19 protein-coding genes are annotated in these 25,124 nt (G+C 70.5%); 9 read left to right on the forward strand and 10 right to left on the reverse strand.

Annotation, left to right across the window (positions count from 1 at the left end; genetic code table 11):
- Nucleotides 1-270 precede the first annotated feature (270 nt).
- From KY469_17860 to KY469_17880, 5 genes are read left to right on the forward strand one after another with little or no spacing between them, the layout of a single operon-like run.
- Nucleotides 271-1,071, forward strand: coding sequence for an ABC transporter ATP-binding protein (locus KY469_17860; protein ID MBW3664964.1), 801 nt, complete (start codon nucleotides 271-273; stop codon nucleotides 1,069-1,071).
- Complete coding sequence (locus KY469_17865) at nucleotides 1,071-3,893, forward strand: ATP-binding cassette domain-containing protein (GenBank protein ID MBW3664965.1); 2,823 nt, start codon at nucleotides 1,071-1,073, stop codon at nucleotides 3,891-3,893. The genes KY469_17860 and KY469_17865 overlap by 1 nt, the downstream gene beginning before the upstream one ends.
- Nucleotides 3,890-5,251 (forward strand): hypothetical protein, encoded by a 1,362-nt coding sequence (locus KY469_17870; protein MBW3664966.1) that lies wholly within the window; start codon nucleotides 3,890-3,892, stop codon nucleotides 5,249-5,251. Before KY469_17865 ends, KY469_17870 begins: the two co-directional genes overlap by 4 nt.
- On the forward strand, nucleotides 5,251-6,858 hold the full coding sequence (locus tag KY469_17875) for an ABC transporter substrate-binding protein (GenBank protein MBW3664967.1): 1,608 nt from the start codon (nucleotides 5,251-5,253) through the stop codon (nucleotides 6,856-6,858). Before KY469_17870 ends, KY469_17875 begins: the two co-directional genes overlap by 1 nt.
- A 48-nt stretch (nucleotides 6,859-6,906) precedes the next feature.
- Nucleotides 6,907-8,859, forward strand: coding sequence for a cytochrome P450 (locus KY469_17880; GenBank protein MBW3664968.1), 1,953 nt, complete (start codon nucleotides 6,907-6,909; stop codon nucleotides 8,857-8,859).
- A 335-nt stretch (nucleotides 8,860-9,194) separates the two neighbouring features.
- Here KY469_17880 and KY469_17885 read toward each other — a convergent pair whose 3' ends face one another.
- Complete coding sequence (locus KY469_17885; protein MBW3664969.1) at nucleotides 9,195-9,719, reverse strand: GrpB family protein; 525 nt, start codon at nucleotides 9,717-9,719, stop codon at nucleotides 9,195-9,197.
- A 625-nt stretch (nucleotides 9,720-10,344) separates the two neighbouring features.
- Between KY469_17885 and KY469_17890 the strand changes: the two genes are divergently transcribed.
- Complete coding sequence (locus KY469_17890) at nucleotides 10,345-10,824, forward strand: hypothetical protein (protein MBW3664970.1); 480 nt, start codon at nucleotides 10,345-10,347, stop codon at nucleotides 10,822-10,824.
- A 31-nt stretch (nucleotides 10,825-10,855) separates the two neighbouring features.
- Here the strand turns inward: KY469_17890 and KY469_17895 are convergent, their stop codons facing one another.
- The 6 genes from KY469_17895 to KY469_17920 all read right to left on the reverse strand — a co-directional run bounded on the left by KY469_17895 (nucleotide 10,856) and on the right by KY469_17920 (nucleotide 14,475).
- Entirely contained in the window at nucleotides 10,856-11,161 is a 306-nt protein-coding gene (locus KY469_17895; GenBank protein MBW3664971.1) for a hypothetical protein, read from the reverse strand.
- A 201-nt stretch (nucleotides 11,162-11,362) separates the two neighbouring features.
- Complete coding sequence (locus KY469_17900; protein MBW3664972.1) at nucleotides 11,363-12,451, reverse strand: L,D-transpeptidase/peptidoglycan binding protein; 1,089 nt, start codon at nucleotides 12,449-12,451, stop codon at nucleotides 11,363-11,365.
- Nucleotides 12,452-12,560: 109 nt separating this feature from the next.
- Entirely contained in the window at nucleotides 12,561-13,073 is a 513-nt protein-coding gene (locus KY469_17905) for a hypothetical protein (GenBank protein MBW3664973.1), read from the reverse strand.
- A 63-nt stretch (nucleotides 13,074-13,136) separates the two neighbouring features.
- Nucleotides 13,137-13,313 carry a hypothetical protein gene (locus KY469_17910; GenBank protein ID MBW3664974.1) on the reverse strand — a complete coding sequence of 59 codons (177 nt, stop codon included), beginning with the start codon at nucleotides 13,311-13,313 and terminating at the stop codon, nucleotides 13,137-13,139.
- Nucleotides 13,314-13,420: 107 nt separating this feature from the next.
- Nucleotides 13,421-13,846, reverse strand: a complete 426-nt coding sequence (locus KY469_17915; protein MBW3664975.1) for a cyclic nucleotide-binding domain-containing protein — start codon at nucleotides 13,844-13,846, stop codon at nucleotides 13,421-13,423.
- 164 nt (nucleotides 13,847-14,010) lie between these two features.
- The gene (locus KY469_17920) at nucleotides 14,011-14,475 is read right to left on the reverse strand and encodes a cyclic nucleotide-binding domain-containing protein (GenBank protein MBW3664976.1); all 465 of its coding nucleotides are present in this window, start codon (nucleotides 14,473-14,475) and stop codon (nucleotides 14,011-14,013) included.
- Nucleotides 14,476-14,732: 257 nt separating this feature from the next.
- On the opposite strand from KY469_17920, the gene KY469_17925 reads away from it, so the two are divergent.
- Nucleotides 14,733-17,612 (forward strand): AAA family ATPase, encoded by a 2,880-nt coding sequence (locus KY469_17925; protein ID MBW3664977.1) that lies wholly within the window; start codon nucleotides 14,733-14,735, stop codon nucleotides 17,610-17,612.
- Here the strand turns inward: KY469_17925 and KY469_17930 are convergent, their stop codons facing one another.
- Genes KY469_17930 through KY469_17940 form a run of 3 tightly spaced genes read right to left on the reverse strand, consistent with a single transcriptional unit; the run spans nucleotide 17,613 to nucleotide 23,148 of the window.
- A complete protein-coding gene (locus tag KY469_17930) occupies nucleotides 17,613-21,341 on the reverse strand; it encodes a tetratricopeptide repeat protein (GenBank protein MBW3664978.1) in 3,729 nt (1,242 codons plus the stop codon).
- A 31-nt stretch (nucleotides 21,342-21,372) separates the two neighbouring features.
- Complete coding sequence (locus KY469_17935) at nucleotides 21,373-22,179, reverse strand: Mut7-C ubiquitin/RNAse domain-containing protein (GenBank protein ID MBW3664979.1); 807 nt, start codon at nucleotides 22,177-22,179, stop codon at nucleotides 21,373-21,375.
- 9 nt (nucleotides 22,180-22,188) lie between these two features.
- Nucleotides 22,189-23,148 (reverse strand): DUF1028 domain-containing protein, encoded by a 960-nt coding sequence (locus KY469_17940; GenBank protein ID MBW3664980.1) that lies wholly within the window; start codon nucleotides 23,146-23,148, stop codon nucleotides 22,189-22,191.
- A 60-nt stretch (nucleotides 23,149-23,208) separates the two neighbouring features.
- Here KY469_17940 and amrS point away from each other — a divergent pair, with 60 nt between their 5' ends.
- On the forward strand, nucleotides 23,209-24,330 hold the full coding sequence (gene amrS, locus KY469_17945) for an AmmeMemoRadiSam system radical SAM enzyme (GenBank protein MBW3664981.1): 1,122 nt from the start codon (nucleotides 23,209-23,211) through the stop codon (nucleotides 24,328-24,330).
- The gene (gene amrB / locus KY469_17950; protein MBW3664982.1) at nucleotides 24,327-25,115 is read left to right on the forward strand and encodes an AmmeMemoRadiSam system protein B; all 789 of its coding nucleotides are present in this window, start codon (nucleotides 24,327-24,329) and stop codon (nucleotides 25,113-25,115) included. Before amrS ends, amrB begins: the two co-directional genes overlap by 4 nt.
- The last annotated feature ends 9 nt before the right edge of the window (nucleotides 25,116-25,124 follow it).

Genomic DNA, 25,124 nt, shown 5'->3' on the forward strand with positions numbered 1-25,124 from the left:
CCTCTCGAGCTCCGTGGAAAGAACTCGCTGAGAGTCGCACGGTGGCCCGCCCTATCCGCGGACCCCGGCCCTACTTCCACCACTTCCTGGGACGCTTACGAACCGAACTGGGTCAGACCCGTGCATTTTGGAGGGACCGATCCACGGAGATGGAAGAGAAGCACATCTCCTTCGGGCAGGGCACGAGGCATTGACGGACTAGTGTCTTCTTGCTCTCCTGCATGGGCGCCGATGTGACGGCGGGGCGGCAGGCGCACGGGAAGGTGGGAGATGGCCCGCCAGGGGAGGGCGCACGCCAAGGAGGCACGGGGCACCGAGCAGGACCACCGGGGCCTTGTCATCCGTGAGCCGATGCTGGCTGTCCGCCATCTCGATTTCTCCTACGGTCAGGTCCAGGTGCTCTTCGACGTTGACCTGGATGTCAACAAGGGAGAGGTGCTCGCCCTCCTGGGGACGAACGGTGCTGGTAAGTCGACGCTGCTGCGTGCCATTAGCGGCCTCGGCGAGCCGGACACCGGCGTGGTGCGCTTCGGCGGCAAGACGGTGACCTACGCCGAACCGCACGACCGGGTGCGTCTCGGCATCGTGCAGGTGCCGGGCGGCGATGCCGTGTTCCGCATGCTCTCGGTCCGCGACAATCTGTTGGCCGGCGCCTACACGTTCATCTGGGACCGGGACCGCGTTGCCGAGCGGGTGGACGAGGTCCTGGGGCTCTTCCCTGTACTCGCGGAGCGTCTCGATCAGCGGGCCGGAACCCTGTCCGGTGGCGAGCAGCAGATGCTGGGGCTCGCCATGGGGCTCATGCTCGACCCGAAGCTGCTGATGATCGACGAGCTCAGCCTCGGGCTGGCCCCGGTCATCGTGCAGCAGCTCCTCGAGATCGTCGAGCGTCTGAAGGACGGCGGGCTCACGATGGTGATCGTCGAGCAGTCGCTCAACGTCGCACTCGCGCTCGCCGACCGAGCCGTGTTCATGGAACGCGGCCAGGTGCGTTTCGAGGGCCAGGCTGCGGACCTCCTGGATCGAGAGGATCTCGTGCGCGCCGTGTTCCTCGGAAGCGAGGGCGGCTGATGGGCGTGTCCGTCGCGGGTTGGGACGTCAGCCTGGAGATCCTGGTCATCGGCGTCCTGACCGGACTGACATACGCCGTGCTGGCGGCCGGGCTCGTGCTCGTGTTCCGGGCGACGCGGGTGATCAACTTCGCCCATGGTGAGATCGGCGCGTTCGGGGCCGCTGTCCTCGCCAAGCTGGTCATCGATCAGGGCTGGAGCTTCGTAGTCGCCCTGCCGCTGGTGCTCGTGCTCGGCGGGATCGTCGGCGCTGCGGTCGAGCGCGGCGTGATCCGTCGGCTGTTCAAGGCCCCGCGCGTGGTCGTGCTCGTGGCGACGATCGGCGTGTCCCAGTTGCTGTTCGTCGCTCAGCTGCTCCTTCCCCAGGTGCACACCCCCGGACGATACCCGTCGCCGTTCGACCGCATCCTGCAGGTGGGCGACACGCTGCGGCTGTCCAGCGAGCACTTCATGGTGATCGCCTTCGCTCCGGCGATCATCGCCGGACTGGCCCTGTTCCTGACACGAACGCCGCATGGTCTGGCGATCCGCGCCGCCGCGGACAACCCGGACCGGGCAGAGCTGTCGGGCATCTCGACCAAGCGCATCTCGACGCTGGTGTGGGTGCTCGCCGGCGTCCTGTCGACCGTGACCGCCGTGCTCGTCAACCCACTCCGGGGCGTCATCGTCGGGGTGCCCTCTGCAGCGCTGGGGCCCAGCCTGTTGTTGCGGGCACTTGCTGCCGGACTCTTCGGACGGCTCATGTCCGTTCCGGCCGCGCTCGTCGGGGGGGTCACCATCGGCGTCGTCGAGGCGATCCTGTTCGTCAACGTCCGACAGCCCGGGATCGTCGATGCTGTGCTCTTCGTCGCGGTGCTCGTGCTCGTGCTCGGACGTGTCCGGGGCGACCGTGGCGAGGAGGGCGGGTGGTCACTGACACCGCGCGTTGCCGCGATACCCGAACGCCTCCGGCACGTCTGGTGGGTGCGGCGGATGGGGCCGCTGTCTGCGGCGGCAGCCGTGGCACTCGCGATCGGCCTCCCGCTCGTGGTCAGCAGTGCAAGTCGCAACTACCTGTTCACGCGGGTGGTCCTCTACGCCATCATCGGGCTGTCCATCGCGGTGCTGTCCGGCTGGGCCGGACAGCTGAGCCTGGGCCAGTTCGCGTTCGTCGGTGTCGGCGCGATGGTCACCGCCGCTCTCATCGGTCGAGGCATGGGGTTCCCGGTGGCCGTGGGGTACGCGACCGTCGCCGGCGCCGTCGTCGCGCTCGCGGTCGGGTTTCCCGCGTTACGGGTGCGTGGGCTCTTCCTGTCGGTCACCACGCTCGCGTTCGCGGTCGCGGCGTCGAACTGGCTGTTCCAGGTCGACCTTCTGACCGGGGGCCAGGAGGTCTCGGTCGTGCCCCGCGCCGAGCTCTTCGGTGTCATCGATCTGGCGCCGGAGCGGACGTACTACTACGTGTGCCTGGTCGTGTTGATCGCGTGCGCAGCGATGATCGCGCGGCTCCGTACCACGGGCGTCGGGCGGCGTCTCATCGCGGTACGTGAGAACGAGGCGGCGGCGTCCGCCCTGACGGTGTCCCCGTCGGGCGCCAAGCTCACTGCCTTCGCCCTGAGCGGTGGGCTGGCCGCCCTGGCGGGAGGCCTCCTGGCCGGGCTGGAGATCAACGTCGGCAGCACGTCCTTCGGTCCGCAGCTGTCGCTGCAGGTGGTTGCCATGGTGATCATCGGTGGGCTGGGCTCAGTGGCCGGTGCGATCCTCGGCGCCGTGTACGTGGTGGGACTCCCCGCGCTCTGGGGTGGGTCGCCGGCCGTCGCGCTCGCCACCAGCGGCATCGGCCTCTTGGTGCTCCTGCTGTACCTGCCCGGTGGGCTCATCGAGATCGTGCATCGCATCCGCGACGCCCTGCTCGCACGCCTCGCCCGACACACTCCCCCGGCTCCTTCGCCGATGCAGACCGCGGCCGACCGCCCGTTGCCAACCATGCCAGCCGTTGACGTCGACGACAGTGAGGACAGCGAGGAACCTGTCCTCATCGCCTCGGCGATCACCGTGGCCTTCGGAGGTCAGCGGGCCCTCGACGGCGTCACCGTCATTGCCAACCAGGGAGAGGTCGTCGGGCTCATCGGATCCAACGGCGCCGGGAAATCGACCCTGTTGAACGTCATCAGCGGGTTCGTCCCGGTCGATGACGGCCACGTCGTGCTGCTCGGCACCGACATCACCCCCCTGCCGGCACACCTGCGGGCCGACCAGGGACTCGGCCGGGTCTTTCAGGACGCACGACTGTTCGGCGATCTGACCGTGCGTGAAACCGTGAAAGTCGCGCTCGAGGCGCATGAGCGCAGCGAGCTGGTCCCGTCACTGCTTGCTCTGCCGCCGTCACGGCGGGCCGAGCGGGCGAAGGCCTTGGAGGCGGAGGCGATCGTCGACTTCCTGGGCCTCGGTCGGTACGCCGACACGTTCGTCGGCAACCTATCGACCGGCACCCGCCGGATGGTCGAACTTGCCTGTCTGCTCGCGCAGAACGCGTCCGTGCTGCTGCTGGACGAGCCGACCGCTGGAGTGGCGCAGCGGGAGACGGAGGCGTTCGGGCCGCTCATCAAGCGGATCCAGTCGGAGCTCGGCGCCACGATCGTGTTGGTCGAGCACGACATCCCGCTAGTGATGTCCATCTCCGACCGTGTCTACTGCCTGGCCGCCGGCCGGTGCATCGCCGAGGGCCTCCCGGCGGACGTCAGGAACGACCCCGCGGTCGTGGCCGCTTACCTCGGCACGGACGAACGGGCGATCGCCCGGAGCGGTACTGCCGCCGACGGCCGACGGCCGGTTCCGGCATGAGCGAACGTCCCGTCGCGCTCATGGCCCGGCTTCTCGACTGCACCGAGGGGCAGGTCTTCACGATGCTGATCGGGATGACGCTCGCGTTATTGCTCGCAGTCCCCGGTATCCCTGCCGTCCTGCGCGACCGGCCCAGTCAGGCCCCCGCGCTGCCTCCTGCCACGGATGACGCGCCGACAGCACTCACCCCATCACCCGTGAGGCCGCCCGTCTCGACGCCTCCGCCGACACCTAGGGGAGACGCGAGCCCGGCATCCACCTTCGTCGCACCGCCGTCGAGTCCGCCGACACCCCCCGCACCACCCGCGGAGATCACGACGCCGCCAGACGTCACCGTCGCCACCCCGGCACCCGGCTCCATCCGGACCTTCGCCCGGGTCGGTCATCCCGGGGCCCCGGGAGGTCTCGCCGTTGCGGACGACGGAACGGTCTTCGTAACGACCGACAACGGGAGCGCCCGTGGCGGCCCCGGACCGTCACGCGTGTTCGCCTATGACGGCGACGGCACACCAACCGCCGACCATGCCATCGCGGGGCAGCCGCAGGATCGCCGCGGAGGGCTCGCGGGGGTAGCCGTCGAGCCGGGCAGCGGCGCCCTCGCCGTCCTCGATCCCGAGGGTGCGCGCATCATCGGCATCGACATGGGATCGGGCACCCAGTCCGTCCTCGCCACGATCCCGGATCTTCCCGCCTGTCTGGTCCCCCTCGGCACCGGCCTGTGCCAGCCCGGGATCGAAGATCGTGCCCCGTTCCCGGTCTCCGCCATCTACGACGAAGACGGCACCCTGTACGTCACCGATCCGGCGCAGGACACGCTCTGGCGGCTCCGCCCCCGCGACGAAGCACCTGAGGTCTGGTACCAGTCCGTGTACTTCTCGGCCGGTGATGGGCCGTACGGCCTAGCGATGGGCGCCGGTGTGGTCGAGTTCACCGTGGGGACGAGCCACGATCCAGCTGCGTTCGATGCCGGAGCGCTGTACCGGCTGACGATCAACCCTGGCGGGTCCGCCGGTGCCCTCACCCTCGTCCACGCGTTCCCGCAGGGGGACCGTCCCGGGTCGCTCGCGCTGGCGAGCAGCGGGGCGGCGTACGTCGTGCTCCGGAGCAGCAGCACGATCGTCACCATCGCGCCGGACGGCTCCCAGACAAGCCAGATCGACCCACCCGGTACGGGCCCGATCCCTCTCGATTCACCGTCCGCCGTCGCGCTCGTTAGCGGCGCCCTCCTTGTGGCCAACGGTCGGACCAGCGACGACCCCGACCGCTGGGCTGTGCTCACCATCGCCGTGAACGATGGCCCGACCGCAGCCGTGCACGACGACCGACGCCGAACCTCAGCGAACGCAGGGGGAGCCTGATGTCACGCAGGCAACGAACGAACCTCGGATTACACAGCAAGGGCGGGACCTACACGCTCGTGATGGGTGTCGTGATCGGCATGCTGATCGCCGGCCTCGCTATCCCGTTCGTCTTCGGCGAGCAACTCGAGTCGGTCCCGTCGAACGCGCGCCCCCTCGTGCCGCGCGCCGACGCGGACCTGCCGGGCGATGCCACTGGTGATGCCCGGACCGAGGTGACGGCATCGGAAGCGTCGCCCGAGAGCACGGGCGCGGCCAAGGCCGACGGACCTGGCACGGGCGGGACGGCCCTCGCTCCGGGCACCCAACGCGCCGATCCGGAGGCCACCGAACCCGACTCGGACCCCGCCCTGTCTGAGGCTCCGGGGGGCCTGACGGCCAGCGACCGCGGCGTCACGCCAGACACGATCAACCTGGCGTTCCTGATCGTCGACCTCGGCGGCGTGTCGCAGTTCGGCTTCAGCATCCCCGGTTTCGACCCCGAGGCGCAACGTGGCTACGTCAGAGCGTTCGTCGACGACACCAACGCCCGTGGCGGGGTGTTCGGCCGCACGATCGAACCGTTGTTCTTCTCATACGACCCGACCGACCCCTCGTCGGGGCAGGCCGCCTGCCGCGCAGCGACGCAGGACCATGAGATCTTCGCCGCCCTCGACGTCGGTGGCGGTCTCGACTTCCCGGGCCAGTTGTGCTTCACCGAGCAGAACCGCACGCCGCTCATAGAGCTCGGGGGCTTCGGCACGACCCAGGAGATGTACGACAAGTCCGAGGGAAGGCTGGTCACGCTCCAACCCTCGGGCGTGCGCACGCTGGCGAACATGGCCCACGAGCTGGTGAACCAGGGCCTGCTCGAAGGCAAACGCATCGGCATCGTCGATCGAGACTTCCCGGGCACCGTCCGGACCGTGACCGACGGCATGGTCGCCACCCTCGAGCGGCTGGGCTACGAGGTCACCTACCGCGCCGACCTCTCGCCGGACAACGGAGTCGCCACATCGCAGATCCCGGTCGCCGTGCAACAGATGCGCGCGAACCGCGTCGACGCAGTGATGCTGCTCATGGACTTCATCACCTCGACCGAGTTCGTGCAGACCGCCGATCGGAGCGGCTACACGCCCGACTACTTCGTGTCCGACTTCGGATCCATGACCAACGACATCGCCCTCTCGGCCATGCCGGAGTCGTTCCGATCGGTCGGGATCACGACCATGCGGATCGGCGAATGGCGGATCGGCAGCCCCGAACCGGCCGTCGACGCGGCCTGCCGCGAAACCTACGCCGCCTCCTCAGGCGAGGATCCACACAGATCCGACAACGACTACGGGGGCGCGATGCTGTCGTGCGGGATGGTCGACCTGTTCGTCCGGGCGGCCACCCTCGCCGGCCCCGAACTCACGCGCGAAGGATGGGTGACAGGCGTGCAGCAGATCGGTGCCCTCGACTACCCCTTCTTCGGGGGCATGTCCTTCGGCCCAGGCAAGGTTGACGGTGCCGATCACATCCGGACGCTCGTCGCAGAGGCCTCCTGCCCCCCCGCCGAGGGACAGGGAGGTCGGTCCTCAGCCTGCTGGATGCCGGTTGGCGATTTCCGCCCACCCCACTACTGAACGCACGCCCCGAACCACTCGACGGAGATGGGACACGGAGACAGGGACATGGGTCAACACAAGCGGGTAGCAGTCATCGCGCCGATGAAGAGAGAGATGCAGCCGATCATCAAGATGCTCGAGCTGACACGGACCGGCGAGCAGGGTGGCATGCCGGTCTACACCGGCTGGGCGGGCGACGTGGAAGTCGTGCTCACCGGGACGGGCGTGGGCCCGGCGCGGGCCACCACGGCGACGGAGCGCCTGCTCTCGACGACCACCGTCGACCGGGTGATCGTGTCCGGGATCGCCGGCGGTCTCGCACCCGCCTCCAGGGTTCTCGACATGGTCGTCCCCGAGGAGGTCGTCGACAGCGCCACCGGCGAACGCTTCCGTTCAACACCATTCGGCGGCGTCACGGTCTCGGGTGTGATCCACACGGGTGACGGTGCGTCCTACGAGTTCGACGACGGCGACGTGGAACGCCTGGTCGCCGAGGCGTTCACCGCCCTGGACATGGAGACGGCCGCGATCGCCCGTGTCTGCGAACGACACGGCGTGCCGTGGCTCGCGTTCCGCGTGGTCAGCGACATGGCTGGTGACAACTCGCTGGGCCGCGACGTCATGGCCTTGGTGCATGAGGACGGCACGCCCAAACTCGGGGCGGCCATCCGCTACATGCTCACCCACCCGCGCCGCATCCCGCTGATGCTCCGTGTCGGACGCGACGCCCAGGCAGCCGCCGCAGCCGCCGCACGGGCGGCGGTGGCGAACCTGAAGGAGCCGGCGGGCGCCGCATCCTCGACCTCGGCCTCGAGTTCCGCGTCCACCTCCGCCTCCCGCCAGCAGCCTCCCGAGGGGCCGATCGACCTGCTGTCGGGCGACTTGTACGACGACGTCGCCCGCCGTACCCATGCCTGGATGCGCCGCCACGCTCCGGTGTACTTCGACGAGAAGAACGAGTTGTGGGGGATCGCGACCTACGACGCCGTGCGGGCGGCCTCGAAGGACAGCGACACGTTCTCCAACGCGGGTGGAAGCCGCCCCAAGCTCCCGCCGATGCCGTGGATGATCGACCTCGACGGCACGGATCATGTGAAGCGGCGCAAGCTCGTGAGCGGAGGGTTCACCCCTCCCAGGGTCAAGGAGCAAGCTCCACGGATCGCGCGTCTGTGCGACGACCTGATCAACACGGTGTGCGAACGCGGCGAGTGCGATCTGGTCCGCGACCTCGCCGCCCCGCTGCCGATGATCGTCATCGGCGACATGCTGGGCGTCGCCCCCGAGGACCGCGACCAGCTGCTGTCCTGGTCCGACGACCTGATCGGCTCGCTCGACCCGAGCCCGGGACGGCTGGAGGCGGCCGCCGAGGCGTTCGCGGGCTTCGACGCCTATGCGCGCCGCACGATCGACGCTCGCCGCGAACAGCCAACCGACGACCTCGTCAGCGTGCTCGTACACGCCGAGGTCGACGGCGACCGCCTCACCGACGACGAGATCGTGTTCGAGTCGATGCTGATCCTGCTCGGTGGCGACGAGACGACCAGGCACGTGATCAGCGGCGGGATCGAACAGCTGCTCCACGACCCCAGCGAACGTCGCCCGCTCGAGGACGACCCCTCGCTGCTGGCTTCGGCCGTCGAAGAGATGCTGCGGTGGGTCTCGCCGATCAAGAACATGGCCCGCACCGTCACCACCGACGTCGAACTCGCCGGCACGCAGCTGCGCGAAGGCGACGAGGTCGTCCTGCTGTACGAGTCCGCCAACTTCGACGAGGCACAGTTCAACGCACCGCAGAACTTCGACATCACCCGGTCACCCAACGACCACCTCGCCTTCGGCTTCGGCCGCCACTTGTGCCTCGGCGCGGCCCTCGCCCGAGTCGAGATCCAGGCCATGGTCGGCAGGGTCCTCACCCGACTACCAGACCTCGAACTGGCCAGCACCCAACCCCCAGAACGGTTCCTCGGCGCCCTGCGTAGCCTCCCCGTGCGGTTCACCCCGACCACACCGATCGGCTGAGCACCGATGCCCGCCAGCCGAACTGAGCGATCATCCTGTCCCGGGGAAGCTCCGACCGGCGCGGCATGTAGTAGTTGGCTGAGCCCCGGGAGCGCGTACGCATCGACGCCTCAGTGCCGCGATGTCGCTGTTCATCTTCTTCCTGCTGATCGATCCGGCACGAGGAACTTCGTCACCCGGTCCGACCGGATATCCGACCAGATCGGGGGATGAAGTCGGAAGCAGCCAGCGTGTCGACGCCCGTGAGTTCCGGCGGCCACACCGGGCAGGGCATCCCTGCGGGAGAGACCGTCACGCGTTCAGGCTCGTCCTACTTCGCGTGAACCCGTGTTGTGTCAACGGACATCGTCCTCGTCGACCACGTCGAGGGCGTGACGTTGCCAGAAAGCGTTCTTGGCCTGCCAGTACCCGTCGGCACCGAGATGTGCCGACCGCAGCTTGACGCGGTCGTAGCTGGCTCGGAAACGGGGATCGCTGAGCAGGCGTCGTTGTCGCTCGAAGTCGCGGTCATGCGAGGAACCCACGGCGGTCACCTGTACGCCGACGGGCGTGCTCGATGACGTGTCGGTGAAGCTCGCGAACGTGGTGTCCCAGTTATCCGGTTGGGCCACCGCCATCATCTCAGCCAGCCGCTCGACGAGCTCGCCGAAGCGCTCGGGCGGGACACGCAACAGCACGTCGATGTCGCCCTTCGTCACACCGTCGGGGTAGGACGTGGCGCCGAACGCCACGGTCTCGACCGTGCTCATGCCGAGTTCGTGCTGGACGAGCGAGCGGAGCCGATCGGTCTCTCGCCGTGCCAGATCGGTCAGATCGGTCACCTGCCGCAGTTCGATGGGCTCGCCCTCGTCCTCGGCCATCGCTGGTCCCTCGTGACGTGACTCGAGCCTGGAGCGTACGCCCAGCCTCCGTGACCGGATGTGGTCCGTCGTTCCTGGATCGCCTCGCTTCCCTCGAAGCAGGGCTCGCGTGCGACGGTGTCGAAACCCGGGGAGCTTCGCGAGGGAGGTCTGGATGCGTTCGATCACGGGAGCGGTGCTCCTGTCCTGGGCGAACGTGCCCGGAGGCGTCGAGACGACAGCACCGCCGGCGACGACCGCATCGACTTCGACGCGCCGCTGCTCCAGACCGGCCAGTTCGAGCTCGACATCGTCGCGAGCCCCGTCGACGGCATCGGCAGCGGCGTCTCGCGGAGTGTCGGACACGACCGAGGCGACGATCAGCGGTGCCACCCTGGTCGTCACCCCCACCGTGGTGACCGACGGCATCCGCCTGTCTGCCAACACCGACGGCACTGGCGACGATCGTTACGTGCGTGCGGATTGAGGCGAACGGGCTGACGAGCTGACGATCGTCGACGGTGCCACCGGCGAGACGCGCTGGACGCGCCGCTTCCACGCCACCGGTCGCGACCCTTCGGCCGGACTGGCCACGCTCGGCGACCTGACCACCGACGCGTTCGTCGTCGACGGCGCGAGCGGCACGGTGCTGTGGGCTGCCCCGCCCGACCCCGAACCAGCCCTCGACCGAACCGAACGGATCTCGACCGATGCGCCCCACGAGTGGCAGTCAGCGCCGACGACGTCGAGCTGGCTCGCCGGAGACGTCACGTGCGAGACCGAAGACGAGGGCCACGTCTGCGAGCGCATCCATCTGCAGATCGTGCCCGACGACGGCCAGACCTTCGGGCGGCTGACCGCCCACATCGGCGACTTCGGTCCCGTCCCGCCGCCGGTCACCGATCTCGACCTGTACCTCTACGAGTCCGACGGGGTCGGCCACGTCGGTCCCAGGGTGGACGCTAGCGGTAGGTTCGGGTTGCCCGACGAGCCGCCGGGCGAGGACGTCGAGGTCGACCTGACGTTCGTCGAGGGCGCGGCGCGCTACGTCGTCGTCGAGGTTCGCCACTACCAGTCCACCCACTCCACCTACCGCGGCACCGCGTCGCTCCAAGACGCCGACTGAACGATGTGGCGTCGGCTCTGTGTGGGACCACTTAGGCGGCCTGCTTGCAGGCAGGGCACGTCATCGGCTTCTGACCGCGAACCTTGAGCCGGGTCCAGTAGCCGTCGCAGTCGCGGCACGGACCCAACAGCTCCTGGTCCTGGGCCAGAGGCAGCGACTCGCTCAGGTGCTCGGATCGCTCCGCTGCACCGGTCTCCGGTTCCTCTGCGGGAGGAGGCGCGGGGTCGGGCTCCCGGGGCGGATCGGGTGCAGGTTCAGGCGGGGCGTCCGTCGTGTCCTGGGAGGATGCGGCCTCGTCGCGACGCAGCCAGCTCTTGATCCGATTGCCTGCCCCCATGCAGCAGCTCCGATCCTGCGGGGCCCGCCGACCCAGGCTACGGACGGTGGGCGCTGTGATGTCCTGACCCCCGTCGCGCGCAGGCTACCTCGCCGATCCTCGACACCCAGCCGCTCAGCCGCCCGTCGGGGGCAAGGCACCCCGGGCTGGTGTAGGCCACCGCCCCGCCCCGATCGGACCATGGGGCGGGCAGGTCTGCGGTCAGCGCATCGAGACGATGACCGCCCCGACGTCGACCATGTTGTACAGCTCGACAACGTCGGCGTTGGACAGCCGCACGCACCCGTGGGACGCGTCACGTCCCAGGCTCGCGACGTTGGCGGTTCCGTGGAAGCGGATCGCGCCGGGCGCGCTCCAGTTGAGCGCCCGCACGCCGAGCGGGTTGTTGGGTCCGGGGCCGATGCGGGCGGGCATCGACGCCCCCCACCCTCTCGGATCGGGGTTGACCCACGTCGGCATGTAGCGCTTCAGCGTCACTTCGAAGCGGCCGGTCGGTGTCGGGTAGTTGCCGGTGCCGGTCGCGACCGTGAACGACCTGACCAGCCTCCCGCGGAGGTAGACGTCGAGTCGGTGGGCCGTCTGGTCGAGGAGGAGGATCTCGTCGAAGCGCTCGGTGGGGACCTCGGGGTACAGCGGCGTCACCGACGCCGACACCTTCCCACCCGTCGTCACCCGGGCCGCGATGAGACCCGCCGTGGCGCCCACCTCGACGCGTCGGCCCTCGGCGCCGGGGCTGATCGTCGGTGCGCCACCGACGATCTCCAGCTCGGCGTCGACCGGGTCGAAGTCGGTCGCGGCGGCGATCTCGCGGGCCAGCCGGCCGGGTCCGGACGCGGGATCGTGGATGGTCACGTCCAGTTCAGGTCCCAGCTCCTGCGAGCGGTAGCGCACCTGGGCCCAGTCCCACCACGACAGCTCCTCGGCGGCGGCGAGCGCCGCGTCGACCTGTGCGGCAGCGTCGTGCGTAGCGCCGAGTTCGCGGCGGGTACGGCGCCACGTGCGATCCGCCGCCTCGATCTCGACCACGGCGTCGTCGAGCTGCGATGTCAGCGCCTCCTCGACCGCGGCGAGCGCGGTGTCGGCACTCATCCCGCCGACATCGACGCCGGCGATGGTCGTACCCGGAAGGAGCAGGTCGCGCTGGGCCGAGGCGTAGCGGTCGACATCGATCGCCAACGCGGCACCGGCGAGGGTCAGCACGCTGAGGACGCTGACGGCGACGATCAGCCCGATGCGTCGCGACGTGCTGCGTGCCGTCCACGTCGTGCCGGGTCCTGCGTGCGTGCTCACCGTGCGCCCTGTCGTCCCCGTCGTCACGTCCCTTCGTACCAGAAGACGCCCGACCGTGCCGAGGAGTTGCATCGACTTACGCATAGTCGTCGGGGCCCACCGTGGACGATCAGGTCGCTGGGGTCAGCGAGAGCAACTCGAAGGTCGCTTGCTCCTGGTAGCGCACGTCACCCCACATCGCACGAGCCCGGGTGTCGACGGTCCGCTCCTCGCGCACCGTCAGGCCGGTCTCGGGGTGCAGCCACCAGTCGACGGTCGAGGTGCCGTTCGCTCGTCCGCTGAGCTTGTAGAGGGCGCGGATGTGCACGGTGTCGACCGACTGGCCGCCGATCGTGAGCTGCTCGAGTCCGATGAGGACGCCCGAGTACCTCGCCTCGCCCTCGCCATCAGCGCTGGCGCAGCTGCCCGACGAGGTCGTGCCCGGGTCGGCACCCACACGCAGGAGTTGGGCCGGTGGGTCGCACCGGTACACGAGGCCGTCACGTTGCCCGAAGAACTCGACCTCGCTGCCTCGTGCGAGGACCGAGACCTGCTCGGCCGTGCTGCAGCGGTCGTGGATGTCGGTGTGCTCCTCGATGACGCGGTGCTCGACGTGCCAGCCGCAACCCTCGGTCGTGGTCACGACCGCGTGGGTCGTATCGGGGTAGGTGTGGTGGGCCCCGGTCAGGCTGATGCTCTCCTCGCCTTAGGTGGCGTAGCTGTACACGCCCGGCGCGGGCGCACGGAACGCGGGCGACGCTGCCTGCGCCTCCGCCGCGGGCTCGGGCGCGGTCTCGGGTGCCGCCCCGGGTTCGGTCTCGGGCGCTGGCGGCGTGTTGGCGGGAGCGACCGTGCCCGTGGCTGCGCTGTCGGTTGCATCCACGGCTGGTGGTGCGGATGCATCGAGAGGCGCCCCGGCTCCGGTCGTCGCCGGTGCGGGCGGGGTCACGGCCCGCGCTGCGTCGGCGATCGACGCGGGTTGCCGTCCGGTTACCGGGACCTCGGTGGCGGCGGGGCGGCACGTGATCGTGCCAGCGCATCGTCGAGGCTGACGACGGTGGATCGCGTGGACTCGCTCACGATCCACGAGCAAGCGGAGGCGATGGTGATGGCAGCGAGCCCGAGCGCCCCGAAGCGCACAGGCCGCGCCGGTACCTCGGTACGCGAGCGGATGCCGGCGCCCCGGCCTCTGACTCGAGGCGGCCGCTTCACGATGGGAACCGATGCAGCCTCGACGATCGTGCGCCCCGAGGCGGCGAGCCGTGCAGCGGCGATGGCGCGGAGCCGCTCGGCCACCGGAGCGATGCCGAGGATCTCCTCGAGTTGCTCGCCCTCGTAGAGCAGCACGACCGAGTCGACCGCGGCGATCACGTCGGCTGTCCGCTGCTCGCCGCTGAGGACCGCGAGTTCGCCCAAGACGTCGCAACGGGACCAGCTGACCCAAGACGTGACGTGTCGGCGTCCGCGCGGCCGGTGTCGGTTCCCAGTCTCTCGTCGAGCCCGGCGTCAGCAGCATGGCCATACCCGTTCCGGAGGTGGTACGCGGCCGGCCCCACCCCCCGGGGCCGGCCGCGAGATCGTCAGCTACCCCCCTGTAGCGCTGGCGATCGGTTGCCCCCCAGTCGTTCCTGGTCGGCGGCGCTGATCCGCTCCGCGACCAGGGGTAGTTCCCGCAGCATCCGCTGGAACTCGCTCGGCCCCGCGACGAGCAGCCGCATGGGCGTGAGCGCGATCACGTCGGCGCTGCGGGTGTTCCTCGTCAGCAGGGCGTGCTCACCGAAGAAAGTGTGCCGCCCGAGCCGAGCGACCTCGACGTCGTCGCGGACGACGGACGCGAGGCCTTCGAGGATCAACGCGAAGTCCCGACCGACCGCCCCGGCGACCACGAGCCGCTTGCCGGCGTCCACGTGTGCCTCGGTCAGGACCTCGTCGAGCAGGTCGATCATCTGGTCAGCGAGGCCATCGAACAACGGGATGGCACGCATGCGATCGCGGTGCTCGTCGTCGGAGCGGCGACGACGACCCCAGATCACCTCGTCCTGCATCCCTCGGCCTTCCCCCGCGCCGTTGTCCCCCCGGGACGACTTCCCTGCGCGACTGCCCTACGGTTGCATCCGGCCGTTGCGGTCGCGTCACACTCGTGTTGCACTACCGCTGCGCTACTTGAGCGGTCGGGTTGTGCTACCGCTGCGCTACTTGAGCACTCGTGCTGCACCCGGGGAGGGCTGGGCTGGATATCCGTGTTCTGGGCCCCCTCGAGGTCGTTCACGGGGGTATCGCTCTGGAGCTCCCGGCGGGCCGCGTGCGTGAACTGCTGCTGCGTTTCGTCATCGCGGGGGCGCAGTCGCTGCCGGTGGAGCGGCTGATCACCGACCTGTGGCCCGAGAGCGAGAACCGCACGACCACGTCCACCGTGCGCACGTACGTGGCGCGCCTGCGGGGCGTGCTCCCGGCGGACCTCGTCGTGACGCGGACGGGCGGGTACGCCCTCGACCGCTCACAGGTCGACGTCGATGCGGAGCAGTTCGCGGACGAGGTCCGTCGCGCCGGCTCGCTGGTGATGCACGATCCCGAGCCGGCGCTCGAGCTCGTGCGTCGGGCGCTCGAGCGCTGGCGCGGACGCGCGTTCGAGGAGGTCGCCCATCGTGAGTGGGCCGCCGCGCCGGCGGCACAACTCGAGGCGGCCAGGCTCGACGCGCTGGAGCTCGAGGCGGAGGCAGAGCTGGCGATCGGTGGCCAGGCCGCGGCCGTGGCGGCCCGGCTCGCGGAACTCACCCGCGACCACCCCCTCCGGGAACGGCTCTGGCGCCACCGGATGGTGGCCCTCTACCACAGCGGTCGGCAGGCCGATGCCCTGGCCTGCTACCAGGAGGTGCGCCAGCTCCTGCAGGAGGAACTGGGCATCGAACCGGGAGCGGAGCTGCGCGAGCTGGAGGGAGCCATCCTCCGCCAGGACCCGTCGCTGACGGTCGAGGGGCCGGGGACGTGGCCGGTCGACCTCGAGCTGCCCGCCGATCCCGAACCAACGTCAGGGGTTCTGCTGACCACGCTGATCGGGCGCGAGGCCGATCTGCACGACGTCACGAGCTTGCTGGAGCACGTGGCGATCGTGACCCTCACGGGGCCGGCAGGGGTCGGCAAGTCCCGGCTCGCACGCGAGGTAGCAGGTCGCCTGCGGCGGAACCGGTCGGTGCGCATCGTCACTGCCGAGCTGGCCCAAGCCACGACCGAGGACGCCGCCATCACGACCATCTTGGGAGAGCTCGGGGTGTCGAGGCGTGCTGGTGCCGACTCGCTCGTCCTGCTCCGTGATGCGCTCTCGGGCACCCAGCTCCTCCTCCTTCTGGACAACTGCGAGCATCTCGCCGCCGAACTCGGCCGTTTCGCCGCGGAGCTGGCGCGACGGGTCCCCGAGGTGCGCATCCTCGCGACCAGCCGCGAACCACTGGGCGTGGCGGGCGAGCGCGTACACCGCGTCGCGCCCCTCGACGTACCTGCCGCTGAAGCGTCGACGGACGAGATCGCGGGCGCCGATGCCGTGCGCCTGTTCGTGGACCGCGCTCGCGTCGTCTCGCGCGACTTCGGCCTGGACGAGTCGAACGCGCGCGTCATCGCCAACATCTGTCGGCGTCTCGACGGCCTCCCCTTCGCCATCGAGCTCGCGGCGGCCCGGATGCGCATGTTCACGCCCCGCGACGTGGAGTCCCGCCTCGACGAGCGCTTCGGACTGCTCACGGGTGCGCCCACAGCGGACGCGCGGTACGAGACGCTCCGGGAGGCGATCACGTGGTCGTACGAGCTGCTCGGCGCGTCCGAGCGGCGCTCGCTGCAGCAGCTGTCGGTGTTCGTCGGGAGCTTCGACGTGCGAGACGCGGCCGCGGTGATCGATCCCGATCACGACGGTGACGAGGTGGACATCATCGCGAGCCTCATCGACCGGTCGCTGCTCGTCGTCGAACGCCAGCGGGGCGAGGTCCGCTACCGCATGCTCGAGACCGTGCGGGCCTACGCGCACGAGCAGCTCGAGGCGTCCGGTGAGCTCGCCGCCGCCAGGAACCGTCACGCCCGTCACCTAGCCCGAGTCGCGGTGCGGGCCGGCGATCTACTCCACGGGCCCCGTGAGGTGGAGGGCCTGGCCGTGGTGACCGCCGCACTCGACGACCTGCGCGCTGCGTTCGAGTGGTGCATCGTCGCCGGGAGGTGGACCGACGCGGCACGGATGGTCACCAGCGTGCCGTGGGAACGCGTCGGTCGGACGGTCCAGTGGGAGATCACCCGCTTGGCGGTGCGTCTCGTCGCCGAGGGCCCCGAGCTCGATCCACGCCTCGATGCCCGTCTCCGCGGCACCGCGACGATCGGGCACTGGCTCGCAGGCGATGCCGACGCCGCCCGGACCGCGGGAGACGCCGCCCTCGAGGTGGCCGCGCGTGCGGACGACGAGACCTACATCGTCACCGCCCTGGCGGTCGCGTGGGTGCGATGGGAATCCGGCGACGAGGAGGGCGCCGCGATGCTGTACGCGCCGTTGGCGGACCCCTCGTTGGGAGACCGGGTCCCCGACGACGTCGCCGCGTACTGCCTCGGTGGCATGGTCATGGGGATGACGGAGCGAGCGATCGATCTGACGGGAGAGGCGTCGGCGTTCGTCGCGGAGCTCACCGAGACCGCCATCGCGCTGGCTGAACGCTCGGGGAGTCCGACCGCGACCGCCATGGCTCACCTGGCGCGCGCCTACAGCCTGCTCGATGCCGACCTCGTCACCGCCCAGGTCGAGCTCGGTCACGTGGCGTCGGTCGACGGTCTCGCGCTGCCCACCTGGGCGCTGCACGCACGCAGCCACCTCGCCCGGCTGCGAGCGGCGGTGGGTGACGTCAACGGGTTGCACGAGGAACTCGCCGACATCCTCACCATCGCGCTGGCGACCGTCGACGAGATGCACCTGCGCATGATCGGCGGCTTCGTGGGCGGGGCGCTCGCTGTCGCGGGTCACCTCGAGGTGGCCCCGACGCTCCGCCCCCTCGCGGTCGAGATCCACACCATCCCCGGGCACCACGGGTGGCGGCCTGAGGTTGCCCAGCTCATGGGCTCCGACGACGCCCGGCCGTCGGTGCCGTCTCTGACGGGGCTGGAGCTGGAGCGGGTCATCCGTGCCGCGATCTCCGACCTGGCGACCGCCGGCTGATCAGGACGCTTCCGGAGCGGGGCTGACGTCGGGGAACGGAGCGGGCTCGACCCCGATCTCCTGCATCCTGGCCGTGTAGGCGCGGTAGCGACGGCGCGATTCGCCCCGTCGACCTGCTCGCTCCAGGCACGCCACCAGCCGCAGGTGCGCGGCCTCGTCGAAGGGGTCGCGTTCGACCACGCGCAGCAGCAACCGGACCGCGCCGTGGCTGTCACCGCGACCCTCCTCGAGGTCGACCAGCGCCATCACGACCTGCAGGTACAGCTCCGACGCGTCGTCGCGTGCGATCGCCAGCCACGACAGCATGGGCCAGCCCTCGAGTAGCTCACCCCCGTACGTCGCCTCCGCGGTGACGAGGTGAGCCTCGGCCACGACCGGACGGCCGTCACGGACGGCCGACAAGCCACGCTCTGCCTCGTCGCGGAAGACCTCGAGGTCGCTGCTGATGCGTGCGGGGTCGATGCGCAGGTCTCCGATCGCCGCGGCGGCGTCCTCGTCGAGGGGCTCCAGGGCCCCCTGCAGATCACCCAGCGCGTCGATCAGGCGGCTCTGCGCATCATCGGCGTCGGGCCACAGCGTCGCCGCGATGCGTTCCCGCGGCCCCGAGCGATCCTGCATCACGACGAGGTAGGCGAACAGCTGGCGGGCATCGCTGTCGGTCGTCACGCTGGTCACGGGACGGCTGGAGTGCTGCAGCTCGAAGCCGCCGAGGACGCGCATGTGGAGGGGCGCCGCGGTCTCGGCACGGAGCGTGGTCAGGGTCGCCTCGCCCTGGTCCGCCCACGTGCGAGCGCCGCGGGTGCGCAGGGTCCGCACCGCTGCCTCGATGGTCGCGATCGAAGCCGCAGCCGGTTCGAGGGCTGCGAGTGCGACATCGGTGCGCGCCTCCTCGAGCACGCAACCCATGCGTGACCACAGCGTGCGTGCCTCCTCGAGCAGCGCTCGGCACTCCTGCGGGTCGGTCGTGAGTCGAGCTCGTAGCACTAGGTGGGTGGCCAGTCCCGGTCGATCGCGGCGCGACCTCGCCACCCGGAGCCCCTCGACGTTGGCCTGGGTCGCCGACGAGGTCTCTCCCTGTGCCAGGGCCACCTCGGTCAAGGCGGCCAGAGCGTCGACGTGTCCCAGCGAATCGGGATGCATGCTCGCGCGGTCCGCCAGCTCCCGCGCGCGTCGCGGGTCGTGGGGCAGCACGAGGCGGGCGAGGCCGGCCAGAGCGGGGACCGTGCCCTGGGTGTCTCCGACCGGGGCGCACTGGGCCAGTGCCTCCTCGAACGACGACATCGCGAGGGCCCGCTCGCCACGGACTTGGTACAGCTCGCCGAGGTGGCCGAGCGCGTAGCCGACCCAGCGCGAACCGGTGCGTTCGAAGCTCTCGCGGCTGGTCACCAGATCGGCTGTCGCCTCGTCGAGGCGCCCGAGCCTGCGTAGGACCTGGCCACGGTTCGACAGCGCCATGGCTTGCAGCGGTACGGCGCCGATCAGGTCGGCGTGACGCAGCGAGACCTCGAGCTCGGCCAACGCTTCCACGTGCTCGCCCTCTTCCAGCAGTCGTGAGCCGCGGTTCGTGCGGACACGCACCAGCTGGAGGAGGTCGCCGGCTCGTTCGGCGTGCTCGAGTGCCCGCAGGTAGTAGTGGTCGTTGGCTGCCCGGTCGCCGTCGACCGCGGCCAGCATGGCGCGGAGTGTGTAGGTCGCGGCGAGCGCGTGGTCGTGATGGTGCGACCGGGTGATCTCGATGGCGTGCTCGGCCTCACGACGCGCCGAGTCGATATCGCTCTGCATCCAGGCCGCGGCGCCGGCCCAGGCGTGGACCATCGCGCGGTCCCCGGGTGAGCCCTCGTCCCCGGTACGTGCGTACAGCTCGCGAGCCTGGTCGAGTTCCCCACCGAAGTGCAGCAGCATGCCCGTGCGCCACGCGAGCCAGGGCGGGACCGGATCGAGCGCCCGGCTCGCGTGCTCGAACCAGGTCAGCGCACGACCACGGTCACCCGCCATGCGCCACGCCTCACCGATCAGCGCGGCGAGGTCGGCGGCCGCCTCTGGACCGAGCGAGAGCCCCTCCGTCGTGGATGCCTCGCTGGTGAACAGGATCGCCGGATCACGGGCGGCCTCACCGACCGTCTCGAGGACCGACGGCCACGCGCCGTCCTGCAGCAGGCGGCGTCCGTGTTCGAGGAGCAGCGACAGGGGTTCCATCCGGTCGGGGGTGCGTCGGAGGTGGCGCAGCGCCGCCGCGGGGTCGTCGACGCGACGCAGCTCACGCGCCGCGGCGAGGTTCGCCCGGCTGCGCAGCTCGTCGTCGACGAGCAGCACGTCCGCGGTCGCTGCTCCCACCTCGAGGACGTCGGACCTCACGCCCAGCGATCGGATCAAGCCATCCGCTGCCAGGCCGGGCACGATCGACAGGACCGGGAACCCGGTCACGGCTGCCAGTAGCTGAGGGGTCGCGCTCTCGAGCGCGTCGAGCGTCTCGAGCAACGTGCGGTCGGTGTCGTCGCGGCTCTCGACGAGTTCACGCGCGACCGCGGTCACGCTGTCCAAGGGTGGTCCGCCACCCAGACGCAGCCGCGCGGCCGCCAGCGTGGCGGCTTCGGGGTTGCCGTCGGCGAACCTCACGACCGCCTCGACGGCCGCATCGGTCCCGGAGCGGCCGAGTTGCCTCCGCGCGAGATCGATGACCTCGGCGTCCTCGAGTCGGAGCGTCGCGTCATCGATCGTGGCGACGCCCCCGCTGGTGCGCAGCCGATCGGTGCGCAGGCCGGGATCGCGACGTGCGATCAGCACCAGGCGGAGTTCCGGCGGGGCGTTCCGAGCGATGGCCTCGAGCAGGGCGACGCAGGTCCGCGAGGTCGCGAGGTGATCGGCCCCGTCGACCACGAAGTACAGGTCGCGTGACAGCGCGTCCGTGAGGGCCTCGCCGACCGACGCCGCCAGGGTCTCGGCCCGAGATCGACTGCTCCGCTGATCCTCGCTCTGGAGTCCCGCTCCCAGTTCGTTCAGCGTGGCCGGCAGACCCGGAACTCGGATCCGCAGACCGCTCACGATCTCGCGTGCGAGCGTCGCGGGACGAAGTCCATCCCTCGGGATCGACAGCCACACCGTCGGGTGCAGGTCGGCCAACGCACGCACGAGGGTGGTCTTCCCCGAGCCCGCGCGACCGAGGACCAGGCTCAGGCGTGCGCGACGGGTCGCCTCCTGGAGCCGATCCACCAGCCGTGCCGGTGGGCCCGCGAGGCGGCCCGCCATCGGCGGGACGCTCCTGGCCGCATCGACGCGGTACGCCATCGCGGCCCCGGCGGGACCGGCGTGGTCGAGCGGCACCGGCACGAACCTGTGCTCGGTGGAGGCCCCCAAGACGTCGTGCACGACCGCCGAGGCCAGCACGGCGCCGGGCTCGGCTGCCTCGGTCAGCCGCCGGCACACGTTCACCGCCGAGCCGTAGACCTCCCCGTCGCGGTGGGTGAGCTCACCGATGTGGATCGCCAGACGGACCGGACGGCCCCAGCCCAGGTCGTCCTGCAACCCCATCGCGAAGGACAGGGCACGCGGCGCGGAGGTGAACGCGAGCACGTGCTCCTTGCCCTGACTGCGCAGGAGCGCGCCCCGATGCGCCTGCGCTCGTTCGGCGAGGGCATCCGTGGTCGCCCGGGTATCGGCGTACGGCGTCGGGCCGTCGACGTCCACGACGACGATGGCGACGGTCCCCTGGAGCAGCGCTGTGTCCACCACGTCCCCCCCTCGCCCCGCGAGCCTAATAGCCTCAACGTGCCCGGTTCGGGTGTCCGGCGACGGATCCGCGACCGGGCGGCGCAGGGTCGAGGATGGTGCCGAAGCGTCGGCTCAACGCGTCGATGTGGGAGCCCGGCCAGTAGATCCGGCGGCAGCCGGTGCAGCGCGAGAACGTGTCGTGCTCGACGCGCGTCCGCGGAGGCAACTCGTCCAGCACGTCAGCCTTGGAGACGGCCGCGAGGGGGGCGTTGCACTCGGCGCATCGCGTGAAGGGTCGGGCGCGATCAGCGAGGTCGTAGCGCGTGACGACCTCCGTCACCTGCTCGTCGGGTTCCGACGATCTCGGGCAGTAGCCGTGGACGATGACGCGGCGCATCAACAGCTGACGATCGCGCGTCAGCAGGACGCGCTCGTCCTCGACCGCTCGCTCGGCCAGGTCGGCGTCGTCAGCGTCCGTGGCGTACCACGTGTCGAAACCGAGCAGTCGAAGTCGGCGGGCCAACGTGCCGAGGTGCACGTCGGCGACGAAGCGTCGTGGGTCGGGGGGATCCGGCCACAGCCGAGGGAGGGGTGCCAGATCATCGAGTGGCGGGTACACCGCGACGCGGGCGGCCGAGCTGATCAGCGTGTCGAGTCGGACGCTCTCGCCGTCGATCAGGACCGCTCCGACCTCGACGTGGGGAACGCCGAGCGACTCGATCAGGTCCTTGACCGAGCGAGGCTCACCCAAGGGCACGCTGGCCACCCCGTGGCGATCCACCTCCGAGCAGAACCAGTCCAGGTCGCCGTAGAGACGCACCTCGACGCGCTCGTCGTGGGGCCGGTCCGAAGGTGGCACCTGCCCACGTTACGTGCCCGGGCCCGATCCCTCGGTGTCCGGCAGGGCGAGGTCCGCCCGGAGGTGCGCGAGCACCAGCGGGTCGATGTGATCGGCGTCGGTCCAGCGCTCCTCGAGGTTCTCCCACCCCATGTAGTCCAGCAGGGGCGAGGTCAGGCCACCACCGGGGTCATCCAGCCAGCCGTGGGCGTGGAGACGTGCCGCGAGCTCGCGCCGGAGGGTCTCGTCGAGCGCGACCCACTCGGAGCGCGCTGCCCGGTCGAAGTAGTAGTCGTGCACCTCGAGCAGCTCGTTCAGGCGTTCGATGGGATCGTCGTGGTGGTCGACGCGCAGATCGACGAGGCGGTCGTGGTTGCCGCCGTAGCCACCGCCAGGTCGGCGGACCACCAGGGCAGCCGATTCCATCCCGCGCTTCTCGCCTCCGGCGGCCTGACCCGCTCGCAGCGCGGCCACGAGCCGGTGTGCCAAGGCCCCCTGGGAACCGCGGAACGTCTCGGCCATTGCCTCGAGCACCTGTAGGCCCACGAGGACGTTGCCCTGCACGGCGAACCCGTCTCCGGTCAGCGAGCCTCGGTAGGGGAAGCACTCCTCGCCCGTGTGCGACGCGGAGCATCCGTCCGCCGCGACGAGACCGGTCTGGCGCAGCGGGGCCGCCGGATCGGCACGTACGAGCTCGTCGAGGATGTCGTCGGGATCCTGCCCGGCCTCGAGTCGGTCGAGTGCGCGGGGACCCACCATCACGTCAGGGTAGGCCTGCACGGCGGCGGCGCCGACGCCTCCCCGCGCCCACGGCACGATCGCCCCGACGGCCACGAACTTCGACTGGACCGCGACGCCGACGTCGTCCGCGTCGGGATCCGCCGCGACGATGGAGAACGTCACACGCCATCTCCCTCTCGCACGCCGCGGCTTCTCGCCGACGCGGAGCCTACGGCGGCCTGTGGCAGGGACCGAACGCCGTACCCTCATGTCGTGCTACCGCTCGCTACTTGAGCACTCGGCCTGCGGCCCGCCTCCGAGGGAACGACCATGCAGTCCCTGCACACCCCGACCGACGACCCGTCCGTCGTCGTGACGCGCTACGCCACCCCGCTCGACGACGGCACCGTCCGCTGCGACGTCTGCCCACGGGCGTGCAGCCTGCGCGACGGACAACGGGGCCTGTGCTTCGTGCGAGCGCGGCAGGGCGACGACATCGTCCTGACCACCTACGGTCGCTCGAGCGGCTTCTGTGTCGATCCGATCGAGAAGAAGCCGCTCAACCACTTCCTCCCCGGTTCCGCCGTGCTGTCGTTCGGCACCGCCGGCTGCAACCTCACCTGCCGGTTCTGCCAGAACTGGGACATCTCGAAGTCCCGCGAGATCGACACCCTTGCCGACACGGCCGGGCCCGAACTGATCGCGCAGACCGCCGAAGCCCTCGGCTGCCGCAGCGTCGCGTTCACCTACAACGACCCCACCATCTTCCTCGAGTACGCCGCCGACGCGGCCGACGCGTGTCGCGAGCGCGGTATCCGGGCCGTGGCCGTGACTGCGGGCTACATCAACCCTGAGGCTCGGCGCGACCTGTACGCACACCTCGACGCCGCCAACGTCGACCTCAAGGGGTTCACCGACCGCTTCTACCAGCGGCTGTGCACCGGCCAGCTGGACCCCGTGCTCGACACGCTCCGCTACCTGGTGCACGAGACCGACGTCTGGACCGAGGTCACGACGCTGCTCATCCCCGGCCAGAACGACAGCGACGAGGAACTCGACGAGATGACCCGCTGGATCGTCGACGAGCTCGGTGACGACGTGCCGCTGCACCTGACCGCGTTCCACCCGGACTTCAAGATGCGCGACGTCCCGCCGACCCCGCCGGGCACACTGACCCGAGCTCGAGAGATCGCTCTGCGGAACGGGCTGCACCACGTCTACACCGGCAACGTCCACGACGTCGACGGGCAGTCCACGCGCTGCGCCGACTGCGGCACGGTCGTGATCGAACGTGACTGGTACCAGCTCGGGACGTACCGCCTCACCGATCGGGGCGCCTGTCAGGTGTGCGGTGCGGACGTGCCGGGCGTCTTCGACGGACCGGTCGGGACGTGGGGGGAGCGTCGCCTACCGGTGCACCTCGCGTCCGCGTCGGGGCAGCGGACCGCGTGACCGCCCCGTCCGTTCGACGCCCCGCCGTCGCGGGTGTCTTCTACCCCGACGATCCCGACCGGTTGCGCGCGGACGTCGGGCGCTACGTCGCCGTCGGAGGCCACGCGGCCGGGCCACTCCGTGCGGTGATCGTCCCACACGCCGGGTACCGCTACTCCGGCCCGGTCGCGGGAGAGGCGTACGCCCGGGTGGCGGTGGCGGAGCGTGCGTGGCGGCGGGTCGTCATCGCCGGCCCGACCCACTTCGCCCCGCTGCACGGCATCGCGGTGCCGAGTGTGGACGCGTTCGCGACGCCCCTCGGTGACGTTCCGCTGGACCGCGACGCGTTGGACGGGTTGGCCGCGCGGCGGCAGATCGTGGTCGATGACGACGTGCACCTCCGCGAGCCCAGCCTCGAGGTGCAACTGCCGTTCCTGCTCGAGACGGTCGGGGCCGTCCCGGTCGTGCCGCTCGGCGTCGGGGCGGCGGCGCCGGAGGTCGTGGCCGCCGTGCTCGAGGAGCTCTGGGACGACGGGACCCTGGTGGTGGTCTCCACCGACCTGTCCCACTACCTGCCCCACGCCGTCGCACGCGAGCGCGATGCTCGGACCTCGGCGGCGATCACGGCCACCGATGCCGCTGCGATCGCGCCGCACGATGCCTGCGGGGTCTACGCGCTGCGCGGGTTCCTCCACCTCGCAGGGCGTCGGGAGATGTCGGTGCGAGAGGTCGCGTTGCGCAGCTCAGGAGATGCCGGGGGACCGCGTGACTCGGTCGTCGGGTACGGGGCGTTCGTCGTCGCGTGACGCAGGTAC

Source organism: Actinomycetota bacterium (genome assembly GCA_019347575.1).
GTDB lineage: Bacteria > Actinomycetota > Nitriliruptoria > Nitriliruptorales > Nitriliruptoraceae > JAHWKY01.

Excerpts from the sequence above, each read along its gene's own strand:
- KY469_17860 (MBW3664964.1), top strand. The coding sequence starts at position 271 with ATGGCCCGCCAGGGGAGGGCGCACGCCAAGGAGGCACGGGGCACCGAG.
- KY469_17865 (MBW3664965.1), top strand. The coding sequence starts at position 1,071 with ATGGGCGTGTCCGTCGCGGGTTGGGACGTCAGCCTGGAGATCCTGGTC.
- KY469_17870 (MBW3664966.1), top strand. The coding sequence starts at position 3,890 with ATGAGCGAACGTCCCGTCGCGCTCATGGCCCGGCTTCTCGACTGCACC.
- KY469_17875 (MBW3664967.1), top strand. The coding sequence starts at position 5,251 with ATGTCACGCAGGCAACGAACGAACCTCGGATTACACAGCAAGGGCGGG.
- KY469_17880 (MBW3664968.1), top strand. The coding sequence starts at position 6,907 with ATGGGTCAACACAAGCGGGTAGCAGTCATCGCGCCGATGAAGAGAGAG.
- KY469_17885 (MBW3664969.1), bottom strand. The coding sequence starts at position 9,719 with ATGGCCGAGGACGAGGGCGAGCCCATCGAACTGCGGCAGGTGACCGAT.
- KY469_17895 (MBW3664971.1), bottom strand. The coding sequence starts at position 11,161 with ATGGGGGCAGGCAATCGGATCAAGAGCTGGCTGCGTCGCGACGAGGCC.
- KY469_17920 (MBW3664976.1), bottom strand. The coding sequence starts at position 14,475 with ATGCAGGACGAGGTGATCTGGGGTCGTCGTCGCCGCTCCGACGACGAG.
- KY469_17940 (MBW3664980.1), bottom strand. The coding sequence starts at position 23,148 with ATGAGGGTACGGCGTTCGGTCCCTGCCACAGGCCGCCGTAGGCTCCGC.
- amrS (MBW3664981.1), top strand. The coding sequence starts at position 23,209 with ATGCAGTCCCTGCACACCCCGACCGACGACCCGTCCGTCGTCGTGACG.